Source organism: Deltaproteobacteria bacterium (assembly GCA_016933965.1).
Classification (GTDB): Bacteria; Desulfobacterota; Syntrophia; order Syntrophales; family UBA2210; genus JAFGTS01.
Window position 1 is genome coordinate 47,771 of sequence record JAFGTS010000037.1, and the last position, 24,337, is coordinate 72,107.

Sequence of the window (24,337 nt, forward strand, 5' to 3'; positions counted from 1 at the left end):
CGGAAAGACACCCTGTTTTTTAAAAAATATTCGGCAGAACGGGGAGATTCGTAGTAGGATGCATAATACTTGGTAGCGGTGAACGGAGGCGGCATGGAATTCTTCGAAAAGCAGTTCAATGATGTGTACGCTTACATGGCGAGGAAAAAAGCAGGAGGCACGCTATCGGTATGTGACGAGCCGCCCGTTGAGGAATGGCCTTCGGAAAAAAACAGGAATATTGTCCTTGCCGGGGATATGGCGGTCGAGTTGGGAAATCCCTCTCAGGAATCGGCGGCCCTTCTGCTCTGGACGGAGGAGCCGGGAAGGGTTCATCCCGGGAGGATATCCCTTGTCGGACCGGAATTGCGGGAGTGCGAGGGGGAAAGCAGGCCCTTTGGAAAGGTCGTGCTTGCCGAGGTTCGCGGATTTGATGAGAACAACAGCTATGATCGTTACCGTGAGATGGAGGGCGTCCGATACGATCTCGATCTGAAGGGATACATGCTGCGGGCCGCGTCCCAGTACCAGCGGGAATGGAGCCGTGTCAGCCGGGAAGCGCTTCGTGACGGGTTCTCCCTGCGGTTCCTCGGAGCGTCTCTCATCAGCCGGCTTACGGCCCTTGATTATGTTGATGCCGCTGAGATACTCTTTGTTACCTCAGGACGTGAAGATGTACTGGAATTGAAGAAGATCGCCGCTGAATCGGCCCTGGTGATCAATGCGATGAACAAGATCGTCGAAGAATTCTCACACGATTGCGCCACCTGTGACTACGCGTCCGTCTGCTCCGATGTGGAGGCACTTCGCCGATTGCGAAAAGTGCACACCGGTTCCTCTTCATCGGAAACCGAATAAAAGATCATCTGCTATTCAGGCCTTTTTCATGTGCTGTATGATCAGCGCACCCGCCCGGTTCACCTCGTCCTCCGTGGTGAACCGACCCGTCGAGATGCGGATCGTTCCCCGGGCGTATTCCGGGGGTACGCCCATGGCGGTCAGGACCGGTGACACGGTCATTGAATCGGCGTGGCAGGCCGAACCCATCGAGAGGGCAACATCCGTCATAAGTGACGCAATGTCGAAGTAGTCAATTCCGGGAATACTGACGTTCAGGGTATTTGGCAGACATTTCTCCGGGTGACCGTTGACACGGATCCCGGTGATGTGTGCCGTGAGCTGTTCTCTGAGCCTGTCGCGCAGCAACGTGAGGTGAGCCATATCGTCTTCGAGTCGTCGCAGGGCGATTTTACAAGCCTCGCCCAGTCCGACGATCTCCGGGACGTTTTCGGTTCCCGGTCGCAGGTCACGCTCATGCCCGGCCCCGTGCATCTGCTTTTTTAATTCGATTCCCTCACGAATGTAAAGGGCGCCGACTCCTTTCGGTCCATAGAGTTTATGACCTGCAAGGGAGAGAAGGTCCACGCCGAGTCCGTCAACAGTGACGGGAATTTTTCCCACTGACTGAGCGGCATCGGTATGAACGGGAATCCCCGCCCACCGGGCAAAAGTACAAATCTCTTCAATGGGTTGGATCGTTCCGACCTCATTGTTGGCATGCATGATGGTGATAAATGATGTGTCGCTTGTGACGGAAATCTCCAGGGTTTCCAACTGCAGGAGACCCTGTTCATCAACAGGCAGGTAGGTGATGGAGACTCCCCGGTTTTCGAGGTATCGGCATACTTCGGTAACGGCAGGATGTTCTATGGCCGAGGTGATGATGTGCGTTTGCGCCGTGCCGCGGGCTTCCATGATCCCTCTGATGGCAAGGTTGTTTGATTCAGTGCCGCCGCTGGTGAAGATAATTTCTCCGGGAGCGCAGCCCAGGAAGTCGGCCACCTGAGCCCTGGCCTTCTCGACGGCCTCCCGCGCCCTGATCCCATATCGGTGACCGCTTGAGGGGTTGCCGAAATGGCGCTCAAGGTAGGGGCGCATCGCCTCAACCACCTCTGGGTCGACAGGGGTCGTCGCATTGTAATCCAGGTAGATCGGGTCAGGTTCCATAATAGAGCAACGGATCAAAACTATGCAAAAACTTCATGATGCATTTTATTTGAACAGTTTTGCGACCTGCCGGAACGTCTCGCTGCCGGCGACCTTCAGCAGTTCAAATATCGCCATTTCCACACTCGAGAGTCTCCCGCCGGCCTCACGCATCCGCGCGATCCCCACATCCCGGTTTTCCGGGGTCCGTGAAGCGATGCAGTCGCTGATCACAAACACCTCGTACCCTTCACTGAGCAGGTCGATCGTGGTCTGATATACGCAGACGTGGGATTCAATTCCCGTGATAAGGACCTGACGCCTGCCGCTGTCAAGAAGTGATCTGCGGAAGAGCGGTTCACCCCAGCAACTGAAGGCGGCCTTGGCGATAGGTTGAAAATCGCTGAAAAGCGACGCGATCCGGGGGATCGTCGGGCCCAGTTTTTCCGGTATCTGTTCCGTAATGATACTGGGAATATCCAGCAATTGGGTTCCACTGATCAGGATCTCGAGATTGCGGAAGAGTGATTCTTTTTCATGCATTGCCTCGGCGAGATTTCCCTGGATATCGATAACGACGAGGACGGTATGTTCAGTGGTGAGCATCGGGTTATCCTTTCTCATGCAGCGGTTCAGTGCTTTCAATTTCCAGGAGATGATGGGGTAGGAGCTACAGCCGTATCTCACTGTCCTGCGTGAGGGCGAAACACTCCAGATCGGCGCCTTTGCGTTCGACGATGTTCCGGCAGTCCTGAACAATGATATCGATCTCTTTGTCGGTCCTTTCCTGGTTGTGATGAAAGAGCCCCAGTTTTTTGACTCCCGCCTCCAGCGCGAGCTTCAGCGCGTCGGTATAGACGCTGTGTCCCCATTCTTTCTTTGTTTTGTAATCGGCTTCAATATACTCGGCGTCATGAATGAGGAGATCGGCGCCGGTGGAAAACTTCAGGTAGTCGTCGTAGTCGAGACCGCCAGGATGCCTGAAGGTCAGTTCGTTATCGGTCAGGAAGACGAAGGTCTTGCCATCCTCGATGAACTTGTATCCGTTGCCCTGGTTTGGATGGCTGAGAAAGATCGGGATGACCGTCAGGGAGCCGATGGTGAAAGCCCCTTCGCAGGTTCCGCTGTAGTCTATGGCAGCCCTGAGATCGGAGTATTTTACGGGGAAATGGGGGGGGCTCATGACGCGCTGGATCATTTCCTGGATGGATGCGTTGGGAAAGGGGCAACCGCACATATTGACCCGGGCGCGTTCAAAATAGAGGGGCTTGAAAAAGGGAAATCCCATGAGGTGGTCCCAGTGGGCGTGCGTAAAGATCATATGGTATACAAGCCGCTTTTCGGCGATAAGGCTGTTTCCGAGTCGCCGGATTCCCGAACCCGCATCGATGATAACGATCTCGTCGTCCTTCGTTCTGATCTCGATACAGGTCGTGTCTCCGCCATAGACAAGGAATTCCGGTCCCGAAACGGGTATTGAACCCCTGGCACCCCAACACCGTATGATCATACCCTGCTCCTCGGATGGTGACGGCTTCTCACGACAATATGTCGCGAAGTGCCTCCTGGATGGTAGGAAAGGAAAAAATGAAACCCCGTTCCAGCAGCCGCTCGGGGAATACCCGCTGCCCTTTCAGTAACACGTTTCCAAACTCACCCAATAGCGCTCTCAGCACAAATGAGGGAACCGATGGAAGGATGACCGGTTTTTCAAGCGCTTCGGCAAGTGCCTGTGTGAGTTCCCGATTCCGCACCGGGTTTGGAGCCGAGCAATTAATGGGTCCCTCAATATCTTCCCGTTCCAGAAGAAACGCATACACAGCAGCCAGGTCTTTTTCATGAACCCATGAGAACCACTGCCGGCCGTTGCCGAGAGGGCTCCCAAGCCATCGTTTAAAAAGTGGCAGCAACTGGCTCAGGGCTCCGCCGTTACGGCCCAGTACGATGCCGAAGCGACAGATGACAACCCGTGATCCATAATCAACTGCTTTCATCGCGGCTTGTTCCCAGTCCCGGGCGACGGTCGAAAGGAAATCAGTTCCCGGCGGGTCGTCTTCTTTCAGAGTGTCATCTCCGTGAAAACCATAATAGCCGACGGCGGAGGTGCTGAGAAGCGTCTTTGTACTCCCCCCGCCACGGGAGAGAGCCTCAACCAGATTTCGCGTCGTTGCGATACGGCTTTCTCGTATGCGTTTTTTCGTTTTCTCCGTCCAGCGACTGAAGATGGAGGCACCTGCCAGATTTATGAAGACATCATGTCGAGCTGCCTCGTCCTGCCATTTCCCTTTCAGTGTTGGATCTCCGGTGAGGAAATTGATCATGGCCGGTTCCGCCGCCGCCGGAATAACCTCTCCTGGCCGCGTGAGTATGGTAACGATATGTCCCTTTCCAGCGAGGTCACGCGAGAGCGTTGTTCCCACAAAACCCGTTCCGCCGGTCATGAATATTCGCATAACCCGGTTTCCCTCGGAGATACAGATTTCAGGTACCGCTCCCCACCAGGGGCATTTCCCCGTCGATCATGAAATATACCAGAAATTTCGAGTTTCTCTCATCCTTCTCTGATTCGCGGCCATGGGAGCTTCTCCTGAGCGCGTCGATCGTTTCAGTGTCCGTTTCTTCCCGTACCTTCGTCATGTGAAACCGTTTGCCCCGGTAAGGCTCTCCTGCCTCGATAAAAAGGTAGGCCGCCCGCGGATTCGATTGAAGATTCGCATGGGTCAGGCGGTCGGCCATGATGAAGGCGAATGAGCCGTCCTCCATGACATGAGGCCGGCCGTACAGGGCCGCGTTCACCCGCCCCTCTGAATCGGCCGTGGCAAGAATTCCCGTTCCTTTTGTGTTCTCGAAATATTCTCTGTGATTCACTCTGTTCCCCCGGTAACAACTCACGGTTCGGCCCGCATGACGACGATATCCCCGGTGTGCGCCCCGACGGTCCGGGCAACGAGAGGACACTTGATCATGAGGAGATGATACAGGTTCATTCCCGCGGCATCGTTCATTGCTTCATAATTGCCCTGGCCTTTTGCGATGACCACGTCAAATGCCGACAGCATGTCCCGGAACCCTGCCTCGCATCGCTGGTCGCGGACACGGTCCAGACCGACCACATCAAGCGTGACCGAATCGACGCCGGCAAAGCCCGCCTGTATGGCTTCCTCCATGGTCGCGTCGTTCAGGATGGGCCGTTCCTTCACGAACAGGCGCCATTGCTTTTTCCCGCAGATCCGGTCCACCGTTTCAATGAACAACCGGTCAAAAACGATCTCCCCGGCATTGTCGGCGAGGTAGGCGATGCGCCGTGCCGTGAGAAGGTCGTTCTTGAGCCGTGACGAATCGTCGATGTTGAAATGCTTGTTTTCTATATGCTTCAATGTTTCCAAAATATCAAAGGTTTTTTTGGCACCGTAATCCATAACATTGCCGGCGATGGCGTAAAGGATCGCCCGGTCCAGAGAGTCTTCGGCGATTTCGATGCTGTGCCGCAATTCCTCATACATGGCGAGAACCGTTTCATTGCTCTTGCGCTTTTCATCCTTGTATGGATCGTCACAGCCGACTATGTCCATGACCGTGGCATGAACCCTGACGCCGATCTCCGACGCGCTCTCCGTCCACGAACTTTCGGAAATAACGGCCAGCACGGCCCGAAGGGCCTTTTCATGGAGATCTTCCCTGTCGGTCGCGAATCGTGCCGCCTGAAGGGCCTGCCTGAGAAAGCAAGGAATACAGTCTGTATGAACACGCATGTCTTTCCTCGATGAGCTGGTATGAGTTCGACATCAGGTACCATAAAATGTGTTGACTCCGCAAGGACCCCTGCTATAGTGGACGCGGGTTCGTCAAGGAGGGAACCGGGGATGAACGCATCCATCATTGCCGTGGCCTGTGTTATGCTTGGTCTGACGCTCTACTGTGTCCGCAGGGACCATCAGCCTGCATACGTGGTCTCGAAAACGACTCTGTCAGTGATATTCGTTGTTGCGGCGCTTTTGCAGCCTCATCCGGTACCGCTCTATTTCTACATGATCCTCGCGGGGTTGCTCTTTGGTCTCGGCGGAGATTTCTTCCTGGCGCTGACGGGGAAAGGGATGTTTCTCACCGGGCTGATCTCCTTTCTTCTCGGTCATATTCTGTTTACGGTCGCTTTCTTTGTTATCGCTATTCCAGGTCCGGCGGTGCTTCCCGGTATTCTCGCCGTCATCGCGGCGGGATACGTCGTTTTTCGCTGGTTACGGCCCTATCTTGGTACCATGGAAAAACCTGTCCTTGTGTATATCGCCGTCATATCGATCATGCTTGTCTCGGCACTGGCCGTTCTTTTCGCACCCCGCCTTTCGGTAACGGCGCGATCGATGATATTTACGGGGGCATTTCTTTTCTATCTTTCGGACCTGTTCGTGGCCCGGAACCGCTTCGTGAAGAAAGAATTTCTGAACCGGCTGATCGGGCTGCCCCTGTATTACGCGGGGCAGTTCATTCTGGCCTTTTCCGTGGGGGTCGTCGGCTGAACGTTACCGGTGTTCCGGCATCCCTGCCGTTTTGTTGAACCGTTTCCAGGCGAGACGGTACAAGAGGTTTCTCCTGTCGAAAACGGGTGTGCCCGACAGCAGGGCCAGCCATTTTTTCTCCGCTACTTCCGCATCCATGAAACAGCGGCGGGAGAATTCCTCCCGTATTTCTCCGTTGTCCCCGGCGCGGGCGAGGGCCTTTGAAACGAAGCCCTGTTCCAGGCTGTCTCGGTCATGCCGGTACAGCCCGGTCAGTCTTTCATGATCGCGAAGGGCGCTACGGTGAAGCAGCTCATGACGCCAGAAGAGCGTGGCGGCGTCATAGGTCCCCGCCGGAGCCGGTTCCGAGAAGGGAAGGGGTATGTCCGTCCAGAGGGGTTTGAAGATCCCCGTGCAGGGAGCCGCCGTACCGGTCACGAAATGAATTGGGTGGATCTTGTGAAGGTGTGATACGAGAGAGCCCGTGGTCTGGCTTCTCCGGACGGGGCCCGCACCGGCATGCATGCACAGGGTTGAGCCCGTCAGTCCTCTGTCCGGCCGGTAGGGTGACATGCCGTGATCCCGCAGGATATCCATCATGGTAAGAGGGGTCATGGTTCCCCGGTGCGACCCAAGGAGATCGACTGCGCGGGTGCGGCGATACCGGCAGTCGCTGAAACGGGTGAAAAGGAAATCGGAATAACAGCGGGCGAAGTGAAAATCCTCTCTGCCTGTGCACCAGCCTCTTTCGACGGCGTACTGAACGAGGTCCGTCGATGCCAGGTCCCACTCGCTCCCGATGGTAAGGCCGTTCGAAATGGCATACACACCACGGACCTGCCGGGCGGCCCAGTGCCGCCCCGCCGTCTCCAGGAGCCAGGCATCGCCGGGATCGGCGATGAGAAAGCTGTTATGGTAGTACAGGGCGGAACGGAACCCGCAGTTTCCTCCCTGACCGTGCCGTTCGATAAGCCCGGTAATGACCCGAAGGGCGCCCCGCGCACCGTCGGAGCGTTCCAGGGCCAGCCGGAGAAGATCCATCCCCGTCAAGCCGCCCTGTTTGTCATAGGGGGCCTTTGTAAAAACCGCTTCGTTTCCGATGACCACACCGGCATCGTTGGCACCCATCTCGGCCCCCCATGTCCAGAATGGTTTGGAGAGAAGAACGGTACGGGTCTTCTCCACCTGGGGAATGTCGATATAGGTGCATCGAACGGTGCTGGCCGGCGGGTGCGTTGCGGCCGGGATCAGCAGTATCTGATGTGCTTCGTTCGGTTCCCGGTCCGAGTTCTTCGCGAAAAGGGTAATGCCGTCGGCGGTTGCCTCAGCCGTGGCTATGAGCGTGTCGCACATGATGTTCGTCCCAGTCCCAACATGATCGGTGACTCTGGAGATCCGGTAATCACGGGGTTTTACCTTCTTCGGGTTCCGCCGTTTCGAGGCGGGTGATCTCGTCGACGATGAATATGCCGGCTTTTTCGCTGTGGGTTTCCTTGTTGCTTGCCATCATTTCAAGCCGCGCCGACGGCATGAGCTCGACCATTCTCTCCATCTCCCTGATTCCGTGCAGCTTGTCGGCCGTCGCGCCGACGATGATGACCGGCGCGGTTATATGAGGCAGCTTGTCCCAGAGGCTGTATGTACTGAGTGCCAGGGCGTTCGCCTGGAGTCTTCGCGGTTCCGCCGCGTCCATGGTCCCTTCGTACTTCTTGACCTGTTCCGGTTCCTTTTTCTTGTCGAGCCTTACATTCCGAAGGTACCACTTGATGGCCGGTTTCGCCGCGCCGTATAGGGATGCCGGGGCGTAGCGGATCAGGGGTATTCCCCAGGAAGGGAAGGGAAATGCCGGATTGGGGGCGATCATGACGGCCAGCCGGCACTGCCTGAGCCCCTGGCTGAGGTAATCAAGCACGACGGTGGAGCCCAGTGAACTGCCGACGAAATAGAAAGGCTGTTCTTCCGGGACGAAACGTTCCAGTACCGCGTGTATGTCGGCCGTAATGCGGGACACGGAAAAATCGACGTCACATATCTTTTTCGATTCCGGGAGGCGGGCACTGATCTTTTCCCGTGTCTCCACATAGAGGGTTCGAAAGGAGGGCGTCAGTTTCTTCAAGACCCCCGTCCAGCCTGTTATGAGCGATATCCAGCCGGCCACGAAGACAACCACCGGCCGGCCCGGCTCGTGTCGGGAGGGGATGAATTCCGTCACCCGAATGGCTGCCCCGTCGGAGAGAGGAACGAAGTGCTCAACCACCGTCGTGTCCGGTTCCGTAAACGTGCTGTAGTCACCGGTGGTTTCACCGGTACCGTGGAGGGTGGCGGCCCAGGAGGAAGAGGGCTCCGCTTCCATTTCAGCGACCCAGAGGGGGTGTCGTTCCCGGGCATAGTCGAGTTTCACGGCGCCCGTGAAGATGCCCCGGAGCATGGGACGGTTGGGCTTGATGACAATGGCCGCAATATGGGCGAAAAAGGCCAGGAGGAAGAGGATGAAGAAGACATTATGTACCCAGGTCGCCCAGAGTGTCATGGTGATGGACATCTGCGGGTCGTAGATATTTTTGTAGGTCTTGATGAGCCCGGACAAGATGAGCATGGCGATGATGAACGCCATCCCCGCATAGGCGAGGCGCTGTTCCGGAAGATATTTGTGAAAGGGCGGTTCCTTTCCCAGGCCGAAAAAGGTCTTGATGACCTTGGCCGACTCGGTCAGATCACCCTTCCGGGGTATCATGCCCCGATCACCGCGCAGGCCATGGTAGACGACATGAAAGAGACAGGCCGCCGTGAAGACGACGGCCGCCGCGTAGTGGATCGTAAGCGATGTTATGAAATCGCCCGACCAGGAAAAACCGGGGATCTCGGTTACGTAATATCGTTTTGCGATCGGCAGTTCGAAGATCCCCGTCAGCGTCAGGAGAAGGCCTGAGATCGCGATGGACCAGTGCTCCAGAAGTTCCAGAAGATTGTGCCGCACCGCCAGGCCTTTGTCCGCAATGATCCTGTCAGACATGTTCTCACTCCCCCTTCCTCTTATCGCGTCCATCGGCCCGCGGCACGAGGGCGCCCGCGAGACCAGCGATGATGCCTATCAGCGGTGCTCCGATCAACGCGAACTTTCCGGCGAGGTCCGTCTCTTCCATACGGCGCGTTGCCGGACCGAGATGCGGTAGTCCGGGTCCTTTCGGGATCACCTCGTTCAGTTTCTCAAAGGGGACGGGAGAGACGTAGAGGGTCGCCGTTCCCCCGTTCTCCCGCTCTCCGTAAATATAACCGTCCATTGCCGCGGCTCGCCTCCTCGCCTCCTGGTATATCTGGTCCCGCTCTCCAATGAGCAGGGCGCCCCGGGGGCAGGCGGCGATACAGCCAGGTGTTTCACCACGGGCCAGCAGATCATGACAGAGGTCGCATTTGAAGAGGACACCGTTTCCCGCAAGAGTGGGAAGCAGGTGAAGGTAGATACCCACTCCCGATTGGCGTTGCGGGATGGACCAGGGACAGACGGTGCGACACTTCGCACCACCTAAGCAGAGGTGCCTGTTTATCACGACGGCGCCGTCCTCGTACTTGTGGTTGGCGGAAAAGGGACAGATCGTGGCACAGGCTGGATTATCGCAGTGCATGCACCGGCGGGGGATAAAAAGTGTGCGCCGTTGCCCCTTCCAGGTTACCTCCGCCTTTTCCACAAAGATCAGATTGTAGGGTGTCAGCCGGTCTGTGACGTCCTTTTTCTGCGACCAGTCTTCAATGATGCGCCGCGGGTACGGTACGGGGATCGGGTTCACCGGTTCGGGCATCCGCGCCAGGTTGATGTCCCGGCATGCCGCCACGCAGGCCGGCAGTTGCCGGTCCCGGCATCCGTCGCAGAGGGAAAGGTCGATAATTGTGGTGTATCCCCTCGTTCCGGCGGCACAGGTGCCGCGGGGCAGGGCAATTCCCGCGAGAGACGTCAGGCCGGCCGTCACCGCGAGGAACGACCGACGTGTTATGCCGGTATTTTCGTGCTGGTCCATCACATTGTTCCCCTTCTATTTTTTAGAACGATACCTTCATCTTCCTTCTTCGTTACCATCCGCAGAGGTGCGTATTTTCTTCCTCTGCCGGTGTGCCCGTCGTTTTATGTGATGTGGCCCGGAACCTGCGTAATTTCCCGATGCTTCTCAGGCAGCGGATGCGGTCGGTTCGGTTCGCTCCCCGGTACCTCGAATGTCACAGAAACAACAAGGACCACATGATGATAACGGCCAGGAACAGGCCGAGAATCAGACTGGCCAGCCCGAAGGCTGCGGCGGCAAGCTTGGTGAATATCCCCGGATGTCCCCGTTTGAGTTCCTCCAGCTTTCCCTCGGCGACCAGTTTTTCATAGTGTTCCCGCTTTTCCTCATACAGTTCATGCAGGCTGAGCCGTCCCGTGAAGATGGTGCGATCCATGGGGAACTTTTTCGGGATCAGGTGAGTATTGAAGAAATGCACCGTGAATATGAACAGGGCTGCCAGAAGGGCTTCCTCGGAGTGAAGCAGGGCCGCGACGTTGAGCACCCATCCAGGGAAGAGATAGGAGGTCCATTCAGGGACCATGAGAAATATTCCCGAACCGCCGATGATCGCCATACCCCAGAAGACGGCGAGGAAGTCGAATTTCTCCCAGTATGTCCACCGGTCGAACTTTGGTTGTTCTCCCCGGTCAAAGAACCACTTGAACATGCCCTTCATGTCCTGCAAGTCCTTTTTGTTGAAGAAGAGGGATTCGGCACTGAAAAGGCGCGTCAGCCATCCCCGCGTCCTCTCCTGTTTCGGGAAGAGGTAGCGCAGGGTGCGTGCCAGGATGTAGAAAAAGAGAACGAAAAGCACTACCGCCGCGGTTCGGTGAAATATTCCCGCCAGGGAAACACCGCCCCAGATATCAATAAAGATCCGTGCCCAGGGAGCGTCATGATATTTCAGCGGGAATCCCGTCGCGACAAGCGTCAGGAAGGAGATCACCAGCAGAATATGGATCAGGATGTCCTTTCGTGAGAACCTCTCGATGGATTGCAGGCTTTCCGTGTCGGACATGGGAAGTTTCGGTTTGATGCCCATTTTTTCCATGTAATGTTTGTCCCAGTAAGTTTTGCGCCACCACAGGAAGGTGTGTATCCAGAAAAAGATGAATGTCACCGTCAGCAGCCCGACCATGAAGACGTTGGTCCAGTAAAGCGCGGGGTATCGCTCCCGGTTGCTGAAATCGGGATGGGCCTGGTACCGGACGAATCGCGGATGAAACCCTGTGTGACATTTTCCGCAGTTGTTCACCAGGTTGTCGGGATTGATCGTCGATGCGGGATCTTCCTTGGGAAGAATGTTGTGCGATGTATGGCAGTCCGCGCACCCGGCGACACGTGTCGGATGTCCGATATCCTGAACCTTTCCGTGATATGTTCTGCGGTACGCCGCGACGGTCGACAGGGAAAGGCAGTTCCGCGCCATCATTTCCCGGTCATCGTGACACCGGATACAGGTCAGGGTATAAAATTCCCGCGCCTCGGCGGGATATTCCTCCTGGGATGTGTGATACACCCGGGTGCTGTGCAGTCCGTGGCAGTCGGAGCAGGTCGCTGCGTCCTCGTTTCCCTCCGCCACGGCGATCCCGTGACCCGAATGAGCGTATTCCTCGTTGGCATGACATTCCGTGCATGTATCGAGGACGGCCTTTTTCAATGATGTCTCTCTGGGGGTGACGGCGTGAATGTCCCGGTGACAATCGTAACACTGAAAATCCTGATACAGGTAATGATAGTTATGGATGTATTCCTCCGCCACGGCGCCGTGGCAGGCCCCGCAGGCCGTGAGAGAGGGCTTTGTCTCGCCGTTCATGTGACGTTCCATGTTATCAATGTTGCCGTGACAACCCGTGCATCCCTGAGGCGCGTGAACTGAAGCGGGATAGGCCGTCCGGTACAGGTGATCGTCATGACAGGAGAGGCAGTCCACACAGGTCGCGGCGGTCCCCTCGGCGGCAGGGTACGGCCTGTCCCCGGAGGCTGCGGACAATGGGGGGGAAAGTATCACACAAACCGTTACAGCGGCAAGAAGACCGTGAAGTATCCATGCTCTTACCGAAACCGCGCCGTCACCCATCTATTTCCTCCTCTTCATGAAGGATCGCCAGTCCTTCATCCCGCCGAAAAGCCGCTGTATGTCGACCAGTCCCCGTTCGTACAGGTAACACGCGGCGAGAAAGGACCGATGGCCCTCTTCGTCAACCACGACGATCTTTCTGTTCATGGGCAGTTCCCGGCAGGCATCCTCAAGTTCGTCAAAGGGAATGTTGACCGCTCCCGGAACATGCTCCCTCTCGAAGAGGTCCCCGGTCCTGATATCGAGGACCAGGATGTTCTGTTTCTCATCGATCAGACGGCTGAGGACTTTCGGTTTTATCGATGCTATTCCTTTTCGGGGAATGCGGCGTTCCGATTCAACGGCATAGCCCGCTTCCTTCCAGGCGGGAAGGCCGCCGTCAAGGATGAAAACGTTCCGGTACCCGAGACCGCGGGCTTTGTCGGCGGCGTGAATGCTCCGGTGACAGCCGGTGCTGGCGCAGTAAACTATGATGGGCCGATCCCGGTTTTCGATCAGGGCCGGGGCCGTTTTCTCAAATTCCGGACAGGCGATGCAGAGAGACCCGGGGATCCTGTGGTCCCGGCATTCGATGGCGCTCATGGTATTGACGAACAGGGTGTCGTCCCGTTCATCCATCATGCGATGCGCTTCACCCGGTGTTATCACCGGCGGTCCCGTGTCGACGGCCCCTCCGGCAAGAGCGGTTCCCGCGACGATCCACAGCACCGGAAGAAGGCACCACCACCGGCACGTCCTTCTATTTTTTGATGTCGGTGATCTCATCGGGTACGGGCACCTCTTCAAATCCCCAGTGGTACATCTGCGGTTCCGCGTTCGGCTCCCTGGGTGTCGGGTAATCCTGCGTCAGAAAACGTCCCGGATTGCTGACGATCATTTTTGTGAAAAACACAGATGTGTCTGAGTGACAGTCATAGCATCCCCTGGGTTTTCCTTTTGACCCGTAAGTCATCCGTTTCTCGACAGGGACGATGTTGTGATGGACGGGGAAGTTGTGGGGGTGAGTGGTGAACGGGTCGTCATAGGAAACAACGACCCCGTCCTTCAGCTCATATATCCTGTCGGACACGAAAACCACGTTGGAAAATCCCATTTCCGTCAGCGCTTCGATCATGGCCTTGATCGTATCATCGGTGGCTATGGTGGGGCGTTTTACCGCGTTTCCGTTCACGTCCCTGACGGCGGCGAGGGTGGGTTCGGGAATGCCGTCATAGGCCTTTTTCACGTATTTCAGTATGATGGGCCTGACCTCCATCATATCCGTTTTTTCACCGAACCACTGGGCGACCTTGGAGACGACGGGAATATACTGTTCGCCGAGACCGTTCCGGGCATCGTACCGGGTTATCCAGGGAGTCCAGGGTTCCGGGGCCAGAATGCCGAAATCGTCACTCCAGGTGATGGTTTCCAGGGTTGCCGCCGTGTACCAGACCTGCTTTCCCATGGCCATGTCAAGCAGGTACCCCGAGAGGGCAGGCTGCCTCGTGGAGTGGCAGTTTGCACAGCTTATCATGTCGAAATGGAACATGGCGCCGGGAAATTTCTCTTGGTGAACCGCCGAGGGGTTCTTGGCCTTTTCCGGCATGCCCGGACGTGTCGGCCGGTATTTCCCCTCCAGGTGGCATGCCGCGCAGGTCTTCATTCCCATGCCGTCGAGATCGTTACGGACGCTCCCCAGGGGATGCCAGCCCTTGGCTATCTGGTGTTCCAGCCGCTCTTTCCCGCTTGTTCCCACGAGACCGTGGCAGTCGGTACATTGAAATCCCGCCTTGACATGGGCGTCGAATTCCGGTTTGTGAACCCAGCCGACCTTTTTCTCGTCGGGGCCTTTGTGACATTGGAGACAGTTCTTTGTCGCGACCGTCTTCGATATGATGCTTCCGTTGAGCCGGCCGGATCGGTCAAAGATATTCCGGTCTTCCCAGTGATAGGAAACGATCGGACGGTCCGAAAAATTCCAGGTTCCCACCATGAAATCCTTTGAACCCGGCACTGCGTCGGGGTCCTTGTACGTGAAAATGGCGCCCTCGATCTTCCCGAGGCCGGCGCCCGCTGTGGCCGCCCACCGGTAATTCCTGGCGTTTATCTGCTGATTCCGGGCGCCGAAGCTGTATGTTTTCGTATGACAGAGAAGGCAGTCTCCCTCGATGACGCCGCTTTCCTTGAAATGGCTCTTCCCGTCAGGGCTCAGATTGGATGAGTAATCCCCGTCAAGGGGGTTGACGGACCTCCGTTCTCCCTCGACAAGATTCATTGAGTAATCGGCGGTTCCGTTCCATTTCCTGCCGTATTCCATGGAGCCGCCGCCGGGATGACACCAGCCGCAGGACGGCGATTTTACCTTTTTGGCGGGGTTCAGTTTCCCATACCCGCCGATCCAGTCATAGGTGGTCAGATCGATCTGTTTCGGGTCATCGTTGATCTTGCCGGCGACACGGCCGGACCTGCTCGCCGGCGGTCACCACTTGCCGAACATGCCCGGTGACAGGATCCACGGCTGCCGGGGGTTGTAAGAGTCGCTCATTTCATCGAATCCCTGCTGAAAGTGAAACCCCGAGGTGATGGTTGAATAGGGATGACATCCGCCGCAGGTCCTGCGCGGACTGTAAGGATCACCGTCGTTCCGTTCAGGGGTGATGATCTCTCCGTGTTCGTTCTTCAGCCGTACATCACGGTGTTTCCAGACACCGGCGTATGCATAGGATAAGAAGCAGACGATGATAACGGCGGCAACTGTTCCAAGTACCAACTTCGGTTTCATGTCGGCCTCCTGTCGGCAGCGTCAGCCGAATGCTGGTGGTATGAGACGGTAAACGGTTGCTTGATCGAGTCGTATAGCAAAAATATACGGACTTCGGCCTGTAAGTCAACGGCAAAGTTCTTTCCGGGGAGAGGGGGGCGGTGACGGTACAACCGGCTTCGCAGGCACTTGCTCAGGAATGGGGCATTACCATGAAGCGGAGGATGAAGACGGTTCCCTGCGGTTCGTTGTTCTCTACATATATGTCGCCGCCGTATGTCTCCATGGCCTTTTTGACGATATGGAGGCCCAGGCCGGTACCGCCCTCAGTGCCGTGACTGAAGCCCTCTTCGAATATCCTGGCCTTGATCGGATCGGGGATGCCGGAGCCGTGGTCGGCGATATGAAGTTCATAGGCTCCCTTGAGGTCCATCCCGGTGATGTCGATTCGATCCGTTCCGCTGTGTTTGACGGCGTTACCGATGATATTGTCCAGGACCGATTCGAGGAACTCATCGGCCATGACCTGGAACCCGGTTCCCGCCGTGTAAAACTCTATCGATGGGTATGAAGGGATGATCTTTCGGACCATTCCTTCGATGTCGACCGGCTTCAAGTCCCGGTGCCGCGAGATGAACGATTCAAGCTCCCGCATCTGCCGGATCAGGTCCACGCTTCTGTCGATCTGCTGGTCGGCGTTTTCCAGCAATTCCGGTTCTTTTGAATCCCGGTAGAGGTCCAGGGCGCTTCTGATAGCCGTGAAATTGTTTATCAGATCGTGGCGCAGTATCTTGTTGATCAGTTCCAGGTGTTCGCGATAGGCCCGAAGTTCCTCTTCGTTCTTTTTACGGTTCGTGATGTCCTTCGTGACCTCCACGATGCCGATGACATCTCCCCCGTTTCCGAATACGGGATATCCTATGACATCCCATATCCTGCCGTCAGGGGATACGATTTCAGCTCTGGCGGGCGCTTTTGTCTCCATCGCCGTAACAATGGGGCAGTTTTCGCAGGTCGTGCTCCGGCCGTGCCAGAGCTCGAAACAGTGACGGCCGATTATGTCCTCCCGGTTCATGTTGACTGATTCGGCGGCCACATTGTTTACCCAGACAATGTTCATGGACCGGTCCTGGTATGCGACCAGTTCGGTCATGCTGTCCAGGATCGCGGCCTTTTCCCTCTCGCTCCGTTGCAAGGCCTCCTCGGCCCGTTTCCGAGCTGTTATGTCCTCGGAGAAGATCGCAAGGCGCTCCACCTTTCCTCCGTTGAAGAGGGGAAAGATACTGGTATTGTAAAGCCTGCCTGATCGCCCACCTTCGAAGGATACGGAGCCGCCGGTTTCGATGACCTCCTGATTATGCTTCTCCCAGAGGGCGACAATGGCCGGTGGAAGAAGGTCATAGACGCACGAGCCCGGAAGGCTGTCCGCCGGCCGTCCGATACTGTCGGCCATTGAGGAGTTTGCCACCAGTATGGTTCCCCGGTGATCGATGAGCATGGCCGATTCATGGGTGGCGTTGAGCAGCGCCCGGGCCGTTTGCTCGTTGTGACGGACCCTCTTTTCAGCCGCCCTGAGCCTTCGGGTCACGATCTGTCCGCTGAGTCCCAGGAAAATGACCAGCGTGGCGACGATAAGGCGCATCCATGTTTCATGGGGATCGGGGGTGAATATCTCGGAGTAGAGCGATCCATGATGAAAGATATAGACATGTACAAAAGCTTCCAGAAACCAGAAGAGCAGGGCGATACCCACACTGATCAGGAAGAAATACCGGCTTATGACCGTCTCGCTGTTCCTCCGGTGGCTCATGATGTTTTTTTTGTGGTGAAGACGGGGAAAGAACTCCCCGCAGGATAAAGTGAAGGTCTTTCCCCTTCATGAATAATAAACCAGGCGACCTTCGGGTCGCCTCTCCCGCCCCTGTTGATATTTCTTTGATTTTAATAAAATTCGTACTTATTCTGCAATGTTTTTTATTTTATTCATGCCGTGGTCAATTATTGCTCCGTTCTTCAAGATCCTGGATTCCGGGCTTTCTTGTGAGATCTCCGTCCAGGTCGACGAAGACGCCGTATTCACCCTCCAGAACGACTCGGTTGTTTGCAGAGGTGCCCCCGGTCCCGGTGTACTTGTCCGGCAGGCCGCCGTTATCGATGAAGAATGCCATGCTCGGACCGCCGTGATAGTCGTTTCGTATATCCCTGTTGTTCGTAAGATAGTAGGTGTCGCGACCGTTCATATCGAGAAAAACCGAAAATCCGTTATGGGCGGCAGCGCCCTGGGAAAAGAACAGGTCCCGGCAGTCATAGACATCGTCGCCGGCGCGGTCGATCAGAGCCGCCGAACCCAGGTCCCAGGCGGCCCCCTGGAGAGCGCCAACCAGCCCTGAGTAATGATCGTTGCCGCCTTCGTCGATCAGGATCCCCGCGGCTGAGTGAGCGGAAAACCCCTGGCCGTATCGAGAGCCGGAGTATGTATCATCCTGGTCACCGCCGTTCATCAGGATGCCGAGGCCGAAATAGTACCCCCCGCCCTGGGAAAAATTCCCCGCCACAAAGCGGTCCCTTCCATCGCCGTCGATCAGTATGCCGATGCCTCCCGAGGCCCGGTCGCGGAACCCGACGCCGAACCCCTGGGAAAATCCGTCAAAAACGCCCGATATGCCGTAGGAGCCCGGTTTTTTGCCCGTTGCCGAGTACCTGTCGTCACCCGCTTCATCACGCAGGATACCGGTGCCGCCGGGCCCGCCAACGCCCTGCGCGTAGAGATGTGAGAAATAACCGTCATCACCGCCGTGATCGATCAGAAGACCGATCCCCCAGAATCCTACTCCCTGGTTGTATTCCTGGCCTTCATAGCGGTCATCACCCGCAAGATCGATCAGGATCCCCGTGCCGGCCACGCCGGTTCCCTGGGAAAAACGAGTGCTCCGGTACGTGTCATCCCCGCTTTCGTCGATCACCATCGATATACCGAGGAGTGCACCGCCCTGGGAAAAATCCCTGGTGGCGGTATAAAGATCATTTCCACAGCAGTCCAGTATCAGTACCACTGCTGGTCCGTCCGTCCCGGATTTTGAAGGGGACAGATAGGTATCGTCCCCGCCGAGGTCGATTATAACCGGGATATCGGCGGAGACGCGATTCGGGCCGCTTCCGAGGATGATCATGGCCCCCGCCGCGGTCTCTTCTCGATACAGGATATCACCGCTTATGCCGTCCACGCGATATTCCCCCGGGGCATCGAAGGCTTCCATCGCCCGGCCGAACCGGTCGATCCACTTGCCGTCGGCCAACCTGCTCAGGATCGCTCCCGCCTGGACCAATGCGGTGGTGTCGATCTTTTCCAGGAGCATCAAGGCCCGCTCCCCCGTTTCCGAGACCGAAACACAGTCGTTCGTTTCCGGGGGGCAGTCGAACCCGTCCTCAATGAGTTTCGGAAGGTTCTCGGCGAGGAAACGCCGCTCACCGGGCGCAATATCTTTCAGGGCCCGCTCACGAACCGCTACCGCCGCATCAACGAGGTTTCTTATGTAGGAGATGTGTTCCGCCGGGTCTTCCGTTTCGGGAGCCGCCGGTATGGGTGGGAAGGGCCCGGCGGGCCGGCCGAGCAGTTCTGTCGCCCGCAGTACCATGTTCTCGATCGGCGCCTGTTCCAGTTGCCGGGTAATGTCATCGGCGACGAGCGGAAGCTGGAGGGGATTTTCATGAATGTAGCGGAAAAGGACCGTTCGGAACGGGTCGGACCATTCCTCGTCTTCCCGGTAGCGGCTCAGGAGGTCCTCATAGGCGTCTTCAAGATCGTAATGGGCGATCAATGAGTGGATGAACGTCGCAAGGGGATCGGGGTGGCCGCCGTACCGGTCGGCATAGTCCTTCCATTCTTCCGGTGAGACCCGCGCCTGGTTTTTCCGCGCTTCCAGAACCGCCGTGATATCGAGGATATGTACTTCTTTTCGCACGGAAACATCGAGGCTCTTACCGGGTTTCTGAACGTCAATGAGCGCATCCAGTTCTTTGCGGTCCTTGACAACCTGCGGGCGCGCGGATCGCCCCTCTTCAATGGTGGTTTCTTCGCGGACGATGCGAAGCCGCAGGTCATCGCCGACCTTTTTTTCATCCTTGATATAGGAACTGAAAGACTGGAGGAGCGTGCCGGGATCGAGGTCTCCGATCTCCATCGAATCGCAGGCGATGATGACATCCCCTACCCTGATGCCCGCCTTCATTGCCGCGGAGCCGCCGACCACCCGGGCCACGCGGAGCCCCTGCGTGAGGCCGAGGCCCGGATACCGGCTTTCCAGTTCCGTGGCCGGCCTGTATCCGATGCCGAGAAAGGGACGCGGCTGATCATTGCCGTCACCGGCGGGGCAGGGGGGTGTAACGAGAAAGACCGCCAGGAGAGCAGACAGAATACCGAAACGTGCAATGAGGCCGATACGTGCCGTCATCGGGATTCCTTTATATCCAATGTAACAGGCCGGCGCAGACGATCATGAGGCCCGCGTTCACGGCGAACATTGTACCGATGACGGTGACCTGTGTCTTCGGTTTCCAGTCATAACAGAACATGGAAACGACGAAGAAGGGGATATAGACGGTGACGAACACGGGGAAGGCCCCCCACCAGGGATAGACCCAGACGAAGGCGGGGGTTTTGGCCAGGAATATTTCAAAAATGGAGAAGAAGGCGGCGTTGCCCACCGCCACCAGGAGGCGGTTGTTGATGCCGAGGATCTTCATCTTCGGGTCCTCCGGCAGGATCTTGCTGAAAACGAGGCCGGCGATGGAAAACATGAGACTCAGCTCGACACCGACGCCGACGAGAAGGAGGAACGCCGTTCCCGTGGGGACGGTCCACAGGGCATGACCGCTGAAATACTGGATCAGCGCGTTGATGATCTCCGCCAGCCAGTGCACCATGTACAGCGAAAGTCCCGCCGCTATGCCCTTCCAGTTCTTCTTCGACGCCTCATTGAAGTAGACATAGACGACCAGGGCCAGGAGTGGAATAACATACCACTGGAACGGTTCGCCGCTCCGCAGTATGGACAGGGCCTGCTGTGTCACTTCGGGATGGATAAGTGTGTTCATGGGATTCCTCCTTTTTAAAATCTCTTACTAAATGTTCTCCGTGCCCCTCATGCGTTCATCAGGGAAGCATGACCGTACCTTTCATGAAAAGGGCGCAGCGTCCGGAGATCAGGACGCGGTCGTTCTTCAGTTCACAGAACAGCTCACCGCCGCGGGACGATACCTGGCGGGCGTGCAGTGATGTCCTGCCGAGGCGGTCGGCCCAGTAGGGAGTCAGTTCACAGTGGGCGGAACCCGTAACGGGGTCCTCGTTGATACCCACACCGGGGCAGAAAAAACGTGAAACAAAATCACAGGCTTCACCGGGAGCCGTCACGATGACACCCCGGAGACCAAGGCCTTTCAGGATCTCGAAATCCGGTTCCAGTGCCCTTATGTCATCTTCATTCTCAAAGAGGGCAAGATAATCTTCGGAAGAGAGGACCCGGGACGGTTGCGCGCGAAGACCGGCGGCCAGTTCGGCGGGTGCGTTGCAGGGCAGTGGCGGTTGGGACGGGAAATCCATGACCAGGAGGTCGCCGTCACCGCGGCTGACCCTGAGGATGCCGCTCCTGCTGGTAAAAACCACCTTGTCGAGCGCCGGGGCGAGTTCCCTCAGGATGATATACCCCGATGCCAGCGTCGCATGGCCGCACAGGTCTATCTCCACGGTGGGCGTGAACCATCGCAGTTCGTAGACATCACCTTTTTGAACAAAGAAAGCCGTTTCGGAAAGGTTGTTCTCCATGGCGATCTTCTGCATGAGCGAATCGTCGATCCAGCCTTCAAGCGGGCACACCCCGGCGGGATTGCCGGCAAAAACGGTGCCGGTGAACGCGTCGACCTGATACTGGGTGAGTTCCATAAAACAGCCTCCTCATTTTTTAACTGGTAGATTCTCAATTATTGGACAGAAGGGTTTTTTACAAGGGAAAATTAGCGGCTTCGAAAAAACTCCATATGCCGTGCCCTGCCTCATCCTTCGTCATTGCGCCTTTAAGGACTTCCGTTACGGGGCGAAAACGCTGATATGCTTGAACAATTCACCGTCAAAGAATCCTCGATCTCGAGCCTTCCCGGGTATGTCCGGGAATACACCACGTCAACGATGTTGCCGCACAGGGTATTCCCGTTTTTGTCATGCATGCCGTGTGCTCCTCCGTCTTTGCCGGTGTATTTCTCTCTGTTGTTCCCGGGGAAGCATGCAACCCTGAACGCAGGTCCGGTCGCAGGTGCCGTCACAGGGTTCCGTATGAATGACCACGTTGGCGCCGGGGTATATTTCCCGTATCCGGTCCTGCATGCGATGGCCCAGTTCATGGGAATTCTCAACCGACATTCGGGGGTTCACTTTCATGTGAAATTCGATGAAACGCTGTGTCCCCGCTTTCCGGGTCCGCAGCTTGTGGATCCCGTGCACTTCGGGGTAGAAGGAGGCGATCAGGTCATGGATGACCCTGCGTTCATCCTCGGGAAGGGAGGCGTCAAGGAGGTCCCGTCCCGACTGCACCGTCAGGCGCCAGGCGGTATGCATGATCAGGGCTGCAACGGCGTAGGCCGCCACGGGATCGATCCATTCGAGCGGTATCCCGGGTACAAGCCGCTTCCCCGCCAGGATCAGCACAAGACCGATCATGACACCCGCCGAGGTATATACATCGGTACGGAGGTGCCAGGCGTCCGCCTGCAGGGCGATGGAATCGGACTCTCTGCCGACCCTGAAAAGCCGCTCGGAAACGAAGAGGTTCACCACCGTTGAAAGCAGCATAACCCCGACGCCCCAGCCGATCACCTTTATCGGCCGTGGATCGAGAAGCTTGCCGGTGGCCTCGTAAAGTATCCAGATGGCGGCGGCGAAAATAAGGATCGCCTCTATGGTGCCCGATATGTTCTCTATCTTGCCGTGGCCGAAGGGATGTTCCCTGTCGGCCGGTTTGCCCGACGTTTTGACCGAAAAGAAGGCGATAAAGGCCGCCAGCAGGTCGATGCCGGAATGGATCGCCTCGGAAATGATTGACACGGCCCCGGTCATGATGCCGACAAAAAGCTTGAGAACGATAAGGATGGAATTGGACACGATGGAAAGAGTCGCGGCGGCGATCTTCTTTTTCTGGACATCCATTGGCCGGACCTTCAGTTGAATGTCAGCGAGACCCGTAAATGGCCCCTTCCTTTGCATTCCCTGCGGGATATCGGAAACCCCTGTCATTTGCGAATGCAACAACCTCTATCATGTTTGGTGACAATTTAACAGTCCTTTGGCTCAGCGCGCAGTAAGGGCGATATAAAAAAGGCCCCGGTGCCTTTCGCCGCGGGGCCTCTCAGTTGTTTGTTTCCTGGATTACTGGACGGGACCGAGGGGAAGAACGGTCTTCCCGTACACCTCGTTCCACACCTGGGCCATGGCCGCGTAAATGGCCGAGAACCCGCAGACGACGCCCTCATATCCGGCGAAATGCTTCACGGCCGTACTCCCCGACGCGTCCCCCCAGGCGAGCAGAAAGAAGAGCAGTGCCAGGGTGAGGAATACGAACTGCAGGGCCCGGTTCAATTTCAGTGTCCCGATGAACATGAAGAAGGTGAACAGTCCCCACATGAAAAGATAGGTCGCCATGGCGCCTTCCGTCGGACCCTGCCACCAGCCGAACTTGGGCATGAGCAGCAGAAATACCAGGGTCAGCCAGAAGAGGCCGTAGGACGTAAATGCTGTCGTGCCGAAGGTGTTGTTCTTCTTCCACTCCATGATGCCGGCGATGATCTGTGCCAGCCCGCCGTAAAAGATACCCATGGCGAGTATCATCGTATCAAGGGGATAGAAACCGGCGTTATGAATGTTCAAAAGTACCGTCGTCATCCCGAATCCCATGAGTCCCAGCGGTGCCGGATTAGCAGTGGTGTCCTGAATTGTAACAAGTTCCTTTCCCATATGTACCTCCTTGCGATTTTCCATTTCGTGACAAAGAAATCAACACGAATTTCTATACGGGTTCGATGGTTGATGTGGGTTTTTTTGTTATGTTGTAAGTGACGCTGACCACGCCGGGGACCTCGGCCGTGATCCGGTCGGCGAGCTTTTCCAGCGTATCGAAGGAAAGCCGGCTCGGCTCGGCCGTTACGGCGTCGCTGCTTTCCCAGCAGCGGACCTCGATCTGGGTGCCGAAATCCCGCCTGCCGTCCCGTATGCCCGTCACGCGGTCTTCGTGGAGAATGGCGAGATACTGAAAGGCGCCGCTGTCCTTCAATTCCTCTTCGACGATCTTTGTCGCCTTTCGGACCAATTCCGTCCGTTCCCGCGTGACCTCTCCGATGACCCGGGCGGCCAGAGCGGGACCGGGAAAGGGCGGCCGGGAATACAGTTCCTCGGGAAGCCCCGCGGCCTTTCCGACCTCACGCACCGCCGGCTTGCGGAGCTCGATGATCGGTTCGAGCACTTTGTACCCGTACTGTTCTTCCGGGTCGATGCCGAGCTGTTCCAGGATATTGTGCTGCCGCTTGATGCCCGCCACCGTTTCTTCCACGTCGGTGTAATTCGTTCCCTGAAGGAGATAGGTCGCACCGCTTTCCCTGACAAGCCTTCCGAACACGTCCTTATAAAATGTGTCCGTAATGGCGTTCCGTTTATCCTCGGGGTCCGTTTTACCCTTCAAGGCTTGGAAGAACTCATCCTGCGCGTCGATGATCTCAACGGTTATCCCCAGTTCTTTGAACCAGTCGACGATCTGTCGGGGTTCATCCTGGCGCATGATACCGTTGTCGATGAAATATGATTTCAGGCGATCTCCCAGTGCCCGATGGGCGATCATGGTGACCACCGAGGAATCGACACCCCCCGAGAGGGCGTTTATCGCCATGCCGCCACCTACGATCGAAGCGATTTCCGCTGCCTTTTCTTCAATGAACTTGTGTGGATCAAGATCCTGTAACGTGATTTCCCTGATTTCCTTCATGC

Annotated in this window: 22 protein-coding genes; 2 read left to right on the forward strand and 20 right to left on the reverse strand. The window is 56.7% G+C overall.

Annotation, left to right across the window (positions count from 1 at the left end):
• Positions 1-93 precede the first annotated feature (93 nt).
• Entirely contained in the window at positions 94-837 is a 744-nt protein-coding gene (locus JXO48_09085; GenBank protein ID MBN2284029.1) for a hypothetical protein, read from the forward strand.
• A gap of 15 nt (positions 838-852) precedes the next feature.
• On the opposite strand, the gene JXO48_09090 is transcribed toward JXO48_09085, so the two are convergent.
• From JXO48_09090 to JXO48_09115, 6 genes are all read right to left on the reverse strand, one after another.
• Positions 853-1,986: a cysteine desulfurase gene (locus JXO48_09090; protein MBN2284030.1), complete on the reverse strand. Its 1,134-nt coding sequence runs from the start codon at positions 1,984-1,986 to the stop codon at positions 853-855.
• Positions 1,987-2,031: 45 nt separating this feature from the next.
• A complete protein-coding gene (locus JXO48_09095; GenBank protein MBN2284031.1) occupies positions 2,032-2,571 on the reverse strand; it encodes a hydrolase in 540 nt (179 codons plus the stop codon).
• Between the two features lie 64 nt (positions 2,572-2,635).
• The gene (locus JXO48_09100) at positions 2,636-3,475 is read right to left on the reverse strand and encodes an MBL fold metallo-hydrolase (GenBank protein ID MBN2284032.1); all 840 of its coding nucleotides are present in this window, start codon (positions 3,473-3,475) and stop codon (positions 2,636-2,638) included.
• Positions 3,476-3,503: 28 nt separating this feature from the next.
• The gene (locus JXO48_09105; protein MBN2284033.1) at positions 3,504-4,418 is read right to left on the reverse strand and encodes a TIGR01777 family oxidoreductase; all 915 of its coding nucleotides are present in this window, start codon (positions 4,416-4,418) and stop codon (positions 3,504-3,506) included.
• Positions 4,419-4,446: 28 nt separating this feature from the next.
• Entirely contained in the window at positions 4,447-4,833 is a 387-nt protein-coding gene (locus JXO48_09110; protein ID MBN2284034.1) for a pyridoxamine 5'-phosphate oxidase family protein, read from the reverse strand.
• A 20-nt stretch (positions 4,834-4,853) separates the two neighbouring features.
• Positions 4,854-5,717 (reverse strand): DUF89 family protein, encoded by an 864-nt coding sequence (locus JXO48_09115; GenBank protein ID MBN2284035.1) that lies wholly within the window; start codon positions 5,715-5,717, stop codon positions 4,854-4,856.
• Between the two features lie 111 nt (positions 5,718-5,828).
• Between JXO48_09115 and JXO48_09120 the strand changes: the two genes are divergently transcribed.
• The gene (locus JXO48_09120) at positions 5,829-6,479 is read left to right on the forward strand and encodes a lysoplasmalogenase (protein MBN2284036.1); all 651 of its coding nucleotides are present in this window, start codon (positions 5,829-5,831) and stop codon (positions 6,477-6,479) included.
• Positions 6,480-6,482: 3 nt separating this feature from the next.
• Here JXO48_09120 and JXO48_09125 read toward each other — a convergent pair whose 3' ends face one another.
• The 14 genes from JXO48_09125 to JXO48_09190 all read right to left on the reverse strand — a co-directional run bounded on the left by JXO48_09125 (position 6,483) and on the right by JXO48_09190 (position 24,335).
• Positions 6,483-7,811 carry a C69 family dipeptidase gene (locus JXO48_09125; GenBank protein MBN2284037.1) on the reverse strand — a complete coding sequence of 443 codons (1,329 nt, stop codon included), beginning with the start codon at positions 7,809-7,811 and terminating at the stop codon, positions 6,483-6,485.
• A 49-nt stretch (positions 7,812-7,860) separates the two neighbouring features.
• Positions 7,861-9,471: an alpha/beta fold hydrolase gene (locus JXO48_09130; GenBank protein ID MBN2284038.1), complete on the reverse strand. Its 1,611-nt coding sequence runs from the start codon at positions 9,469-9,471 to the stop codon at positions 7,861-7,863.
• Between the two features lie 4 nt (positions 9,472-9,475).
• The gene (locus JXO48_09135; protein MBN2284039.1) at positions 9,476-10,471 is read right to left on the reverse strand and encodes a 4Fe-4S dicluster domain-containing protein; all 996 of its coding nucleotides are present in this window, start codon (positions 10,469-10,471) and stop codon (positions 9,476-9,478) included.
• Positions 10,472-10,667: 196 nt separating this feature from the next.
• Positions 10,668-12,575, reverse strand: a complete 1,908-nt coding sequence (locus tag JXO48_09140; protein ID MBN2284040.1) for a cytochrome C — start codon at positions 12,573-12,575, stop codon at positions 10,668-10,670.
• The gene (locus tag JXO48_09145) at positions 12,576-13,340 is read right to left on the reverse strand and encodes a rhodanese-like domain-containing protein (protein ID MBN2284041.1); all 765 of its coding nucleotides are present in this window, start codon (positions 13,338-13,340) and stop codon (positions 12,576-12,578) included.
• The gene (locus tag JXO48_09150; GenBank protein ID MBN2284042.1) at positions 13,315-14,871 is read right to left on the reverse strand and encodes a hypothetical protein; all 1,557 of its coding nucleotides are present in this window, start codon (positions 14,869-14,871) and stop codon (positions 13,315-13,317) included. Before JXO48_09150 ends, JXO48_09145 begins: the two co-directional genes overlap by 26 nt.
• A gap of 162 nt (positions 14,872-15,033) precedes the next feature.
• Positions 15,034-15,336 carry a hypothetical protein gene (locus JXO48_09155; GenBank protein ID MBN2284043.1) on the reverse strand — a complete coding sequence of 101 codons (303 nt, stop codon included), beginning with the start codon at positions 15,334-15,336 and terminating at the stop codon, positions 15,034-15,036.
• A 172-nt stretch (positions 15,337-15,508) separates the two neighbouring features.
• Positions 15,509-17,125 (reverse strand): PAS domain-containing protein, encoded by a 1,617-nt coding sequence (locus tag JXO48_09160; GenBank protein ID MBN2284044.1) that lies wholly within the window; start codon positions 17,123-17,125, stop codon positions 15,509-15,511.
• 184 nt (positions 17,126-17,309) lie between these two features.
• On the reverse strand, positions 17,310-19,766 hold the full coding sequence (locus JXO48_09165) for a PDZ domain-containing protein (GenBank protein MBN2284045.1): 2,457 nt from the start codon (positions 19,764-19,766) through the stop codon (positions 17,310-17,312).
• Between the two features lie 10 nt (positions 19,767-19,776).
• Positions 19,777-20,409, reverse strand: coding sequence for a hypothetical protein (locus JXO48_09170; GenBank protein ID MBN2284046.1), 633 nt, complete (start codon positions 20,407-20,409; stop codon positions 19,777-19,779).
• Between the two features lie 58 nt (positions 20,410-20,467).
• Positions 20,468-21,253, reverse strand: a complete 786-nt coding sequence (locus JXO48_09175) for a PhzF family phenazine biosynthesis protein (GenBank protein ID MBN2284047.1) — start codon at positions 21,251-21,253, stop codon at positions 20,468-20,470.
• Between the two features lie 273 nt (positions 21,254-21,526).
• A complete protein-coding gene (locus JXO48_09180) occupies positions 21,527-22,567 on the reverse strand; it encodes a cation transporter (GenBank protein ID MBN2284048.1) in 1,041 nt (346 codons plus the stop codon).
• A gap of 162 nt (positions 22,568-22,729) precedes the next feature.
• Positions 22,730-23,314, reverse strand: coding sequence for an acetate uptake transporter (locus JXO48_09185; protein MBN2284049.1), 585 nt, complete (start codon positions 23,312-23,314; stop codon positions 22,730-22,732).
• Positions 23,315-23,366: 52 nt separating this feature from the next.
• Positions 23,367-24,335 carry an ExsB family transcriptional regulator gene (locus JXO48_09190; GenBank protein ID MBN2284050.1) on the reverse strand — a complete coding sequence of 323 codons (969 nt, stop codon included), beginning with the start codon at positions 24,333-24,335 and terminating at the stop codon, positions 23,367-23,369.
• Positions 24,336-24,337 lie beyond the last annotated feature (2 nt).

What these genes read in the sequence shown, in the direction of transcription:
- JXO48_09085 (MBN2284029.1), top strand. Translation starts at nt 94, where the DNA reads ATGGAATTCTTCGAAAAGCAGTTCAATGATGTGTACGCTTACATGGCG.
- JXO48_09090 (MBN2284030.1), bottom strand. Translation starts at nt 1,986, where the DNA reads ATGGAACCTGACCCGATCTACCTGGATTACAATGCGACGACCCCTGTC.
- JXO48_09095 (MBN2284031.1), bottom strand. Translation starts at nt 2,571, where the DNA reads ATGCTCACCACTGAACATACCGTCCTCGTCGTTATCGATATCCAGGGA.
- JXO48_09100 (MBN2284032.1), bottom strand. Translation starts at nt 3,475, where the DNA reads ATGATCATACGGTGTTGGGGTGCCAGGGGTTCAATACCCGTTTCGGGA.
- JXO48_09105 (MBN2284033.1), bottom strand. Translation starts at nt 4,418, where the DNA reads ATGCGAATATTCATGACCGGCGGAACGGGTTTTGTGGGAACAACGCTC.
- JXO48_09115 (MBN2284035.1), bottom strand. Translation starts at nt 5,717, where the DNA reads ATGCGTGTTCATACAGACTGTATTCCTTGCTTTCTCAGGCAGGCCCTT.
- JXO48_09120 (MBN2284036.1), top strand. Translation starts at nt 5,829, where the DNA reads ATGAACGCATCCATCATTGCCGTGGCCTGTGTTATGCTTGGTCTGACG.
- JXO48_09125 (MBN2284037.1), bottom strand. Translation starts at nt 7,811, where the DNA reads ATGTGCGACACGCTCATAGCCACGGCTGAGGCAACCGCCGACGGCATT.
- JXO48_09130 (MBN2284038.1), bottom strand. Translation starts at nt 9,471, where the DNA reads ATGTCTGACAGGATCATTGCGGACAAAGGCCTGGCGGTGCGGCACAAT.
- JXO48_09135 (MBN2284039.1), bottom strand. Translation starts at nt 10,471, where the DNA reads ATGGACCAGCACGAAAATACCGGCATAACACGTCGGTCGTTCCTCGCG.
- JXO48_09140 (MBN2284040.1), bottom strand. Translation starts at nt 12,575, where the DNA reads ATGGGTGACGGCGCGGTTTCGGTAAGAGCATGGATACTTCACGGTCTT.
- JXO48_09145 (MBN2284041.1), bottom strand. Translation starts at nt 13,340, where the DNA reads ATGAGATCACCGACATCAAAAAATAGAAGGACGTGCCGGTGGTGGTGC.
- JXO48_09150 (MBN2284042.1), bottom strand. Translation starts at nt 14,871, where the DNA reads ATGGAATACGGCAGGAAATGGAACGGAACCGCCGATTACTCAATGAAT.
- JXO48_09155 (MBN2284043.1), bottom strand. Translation starts at nt 15,336, where the DNA reads ATGAAACCGAAGTTGGTACTTGGAACAGTTGCCGCCGTTATCATCGTC.
- JXO48_09160 (MBN2284044.1), bottom strand. Translation starts at nt 17,125, where the DNA reads ATGAGCCACCGGAGGAACAGCGAGACGGTCATAAGCCGGTATTTCTTC.
- JXO48_09165 (MBN2284045.1), bottom strand. Translation starts at nt 19,766, where the DNA reads ATGACGGCACGTATCGGCCTCATTGCACGTTTCGGTATTCTGTCTGCT.
- JXO48_09170 (MBN2284046.1), bottom strand. Translation starts at nt 20,409, where the DNA reads ATGAACACACTTATCCATCCCGAAGTGACACAGCAGGCCCTGTCCATA.
- JXO48_09175 (MBN2284047.1), bottom strand. Translation starts at nt 21,253, where the DNA reads ATGGAACTCACCCAGTATCAGGTCGACGCGTTCACCGGCACCGTTTTT.
- JXO48_09180 (MBN2284048.1), bottom strand. Translation starts at nt 22,567, where the DNA reads ATGCAAAGGAAGGGGCCATTTACGGGTCTCGCTGACATTCAACTGAAG.
- JXO48_09185 (MBN2284049.1), bottom strand. Translation starts at nt 23,314, where the DNA reads ATGGGAAAGGAACTTGTTACAATTCAGGACACCACTGCTAATCCGGCA.
- JXO48_09190 (MBN2284050.1), bottom strand. Translation starts at nt 24,335, where the DNA reads ATGAAGGAAATCAGGGAAATCACGTTACAGGATCTTGATCCACACAAG.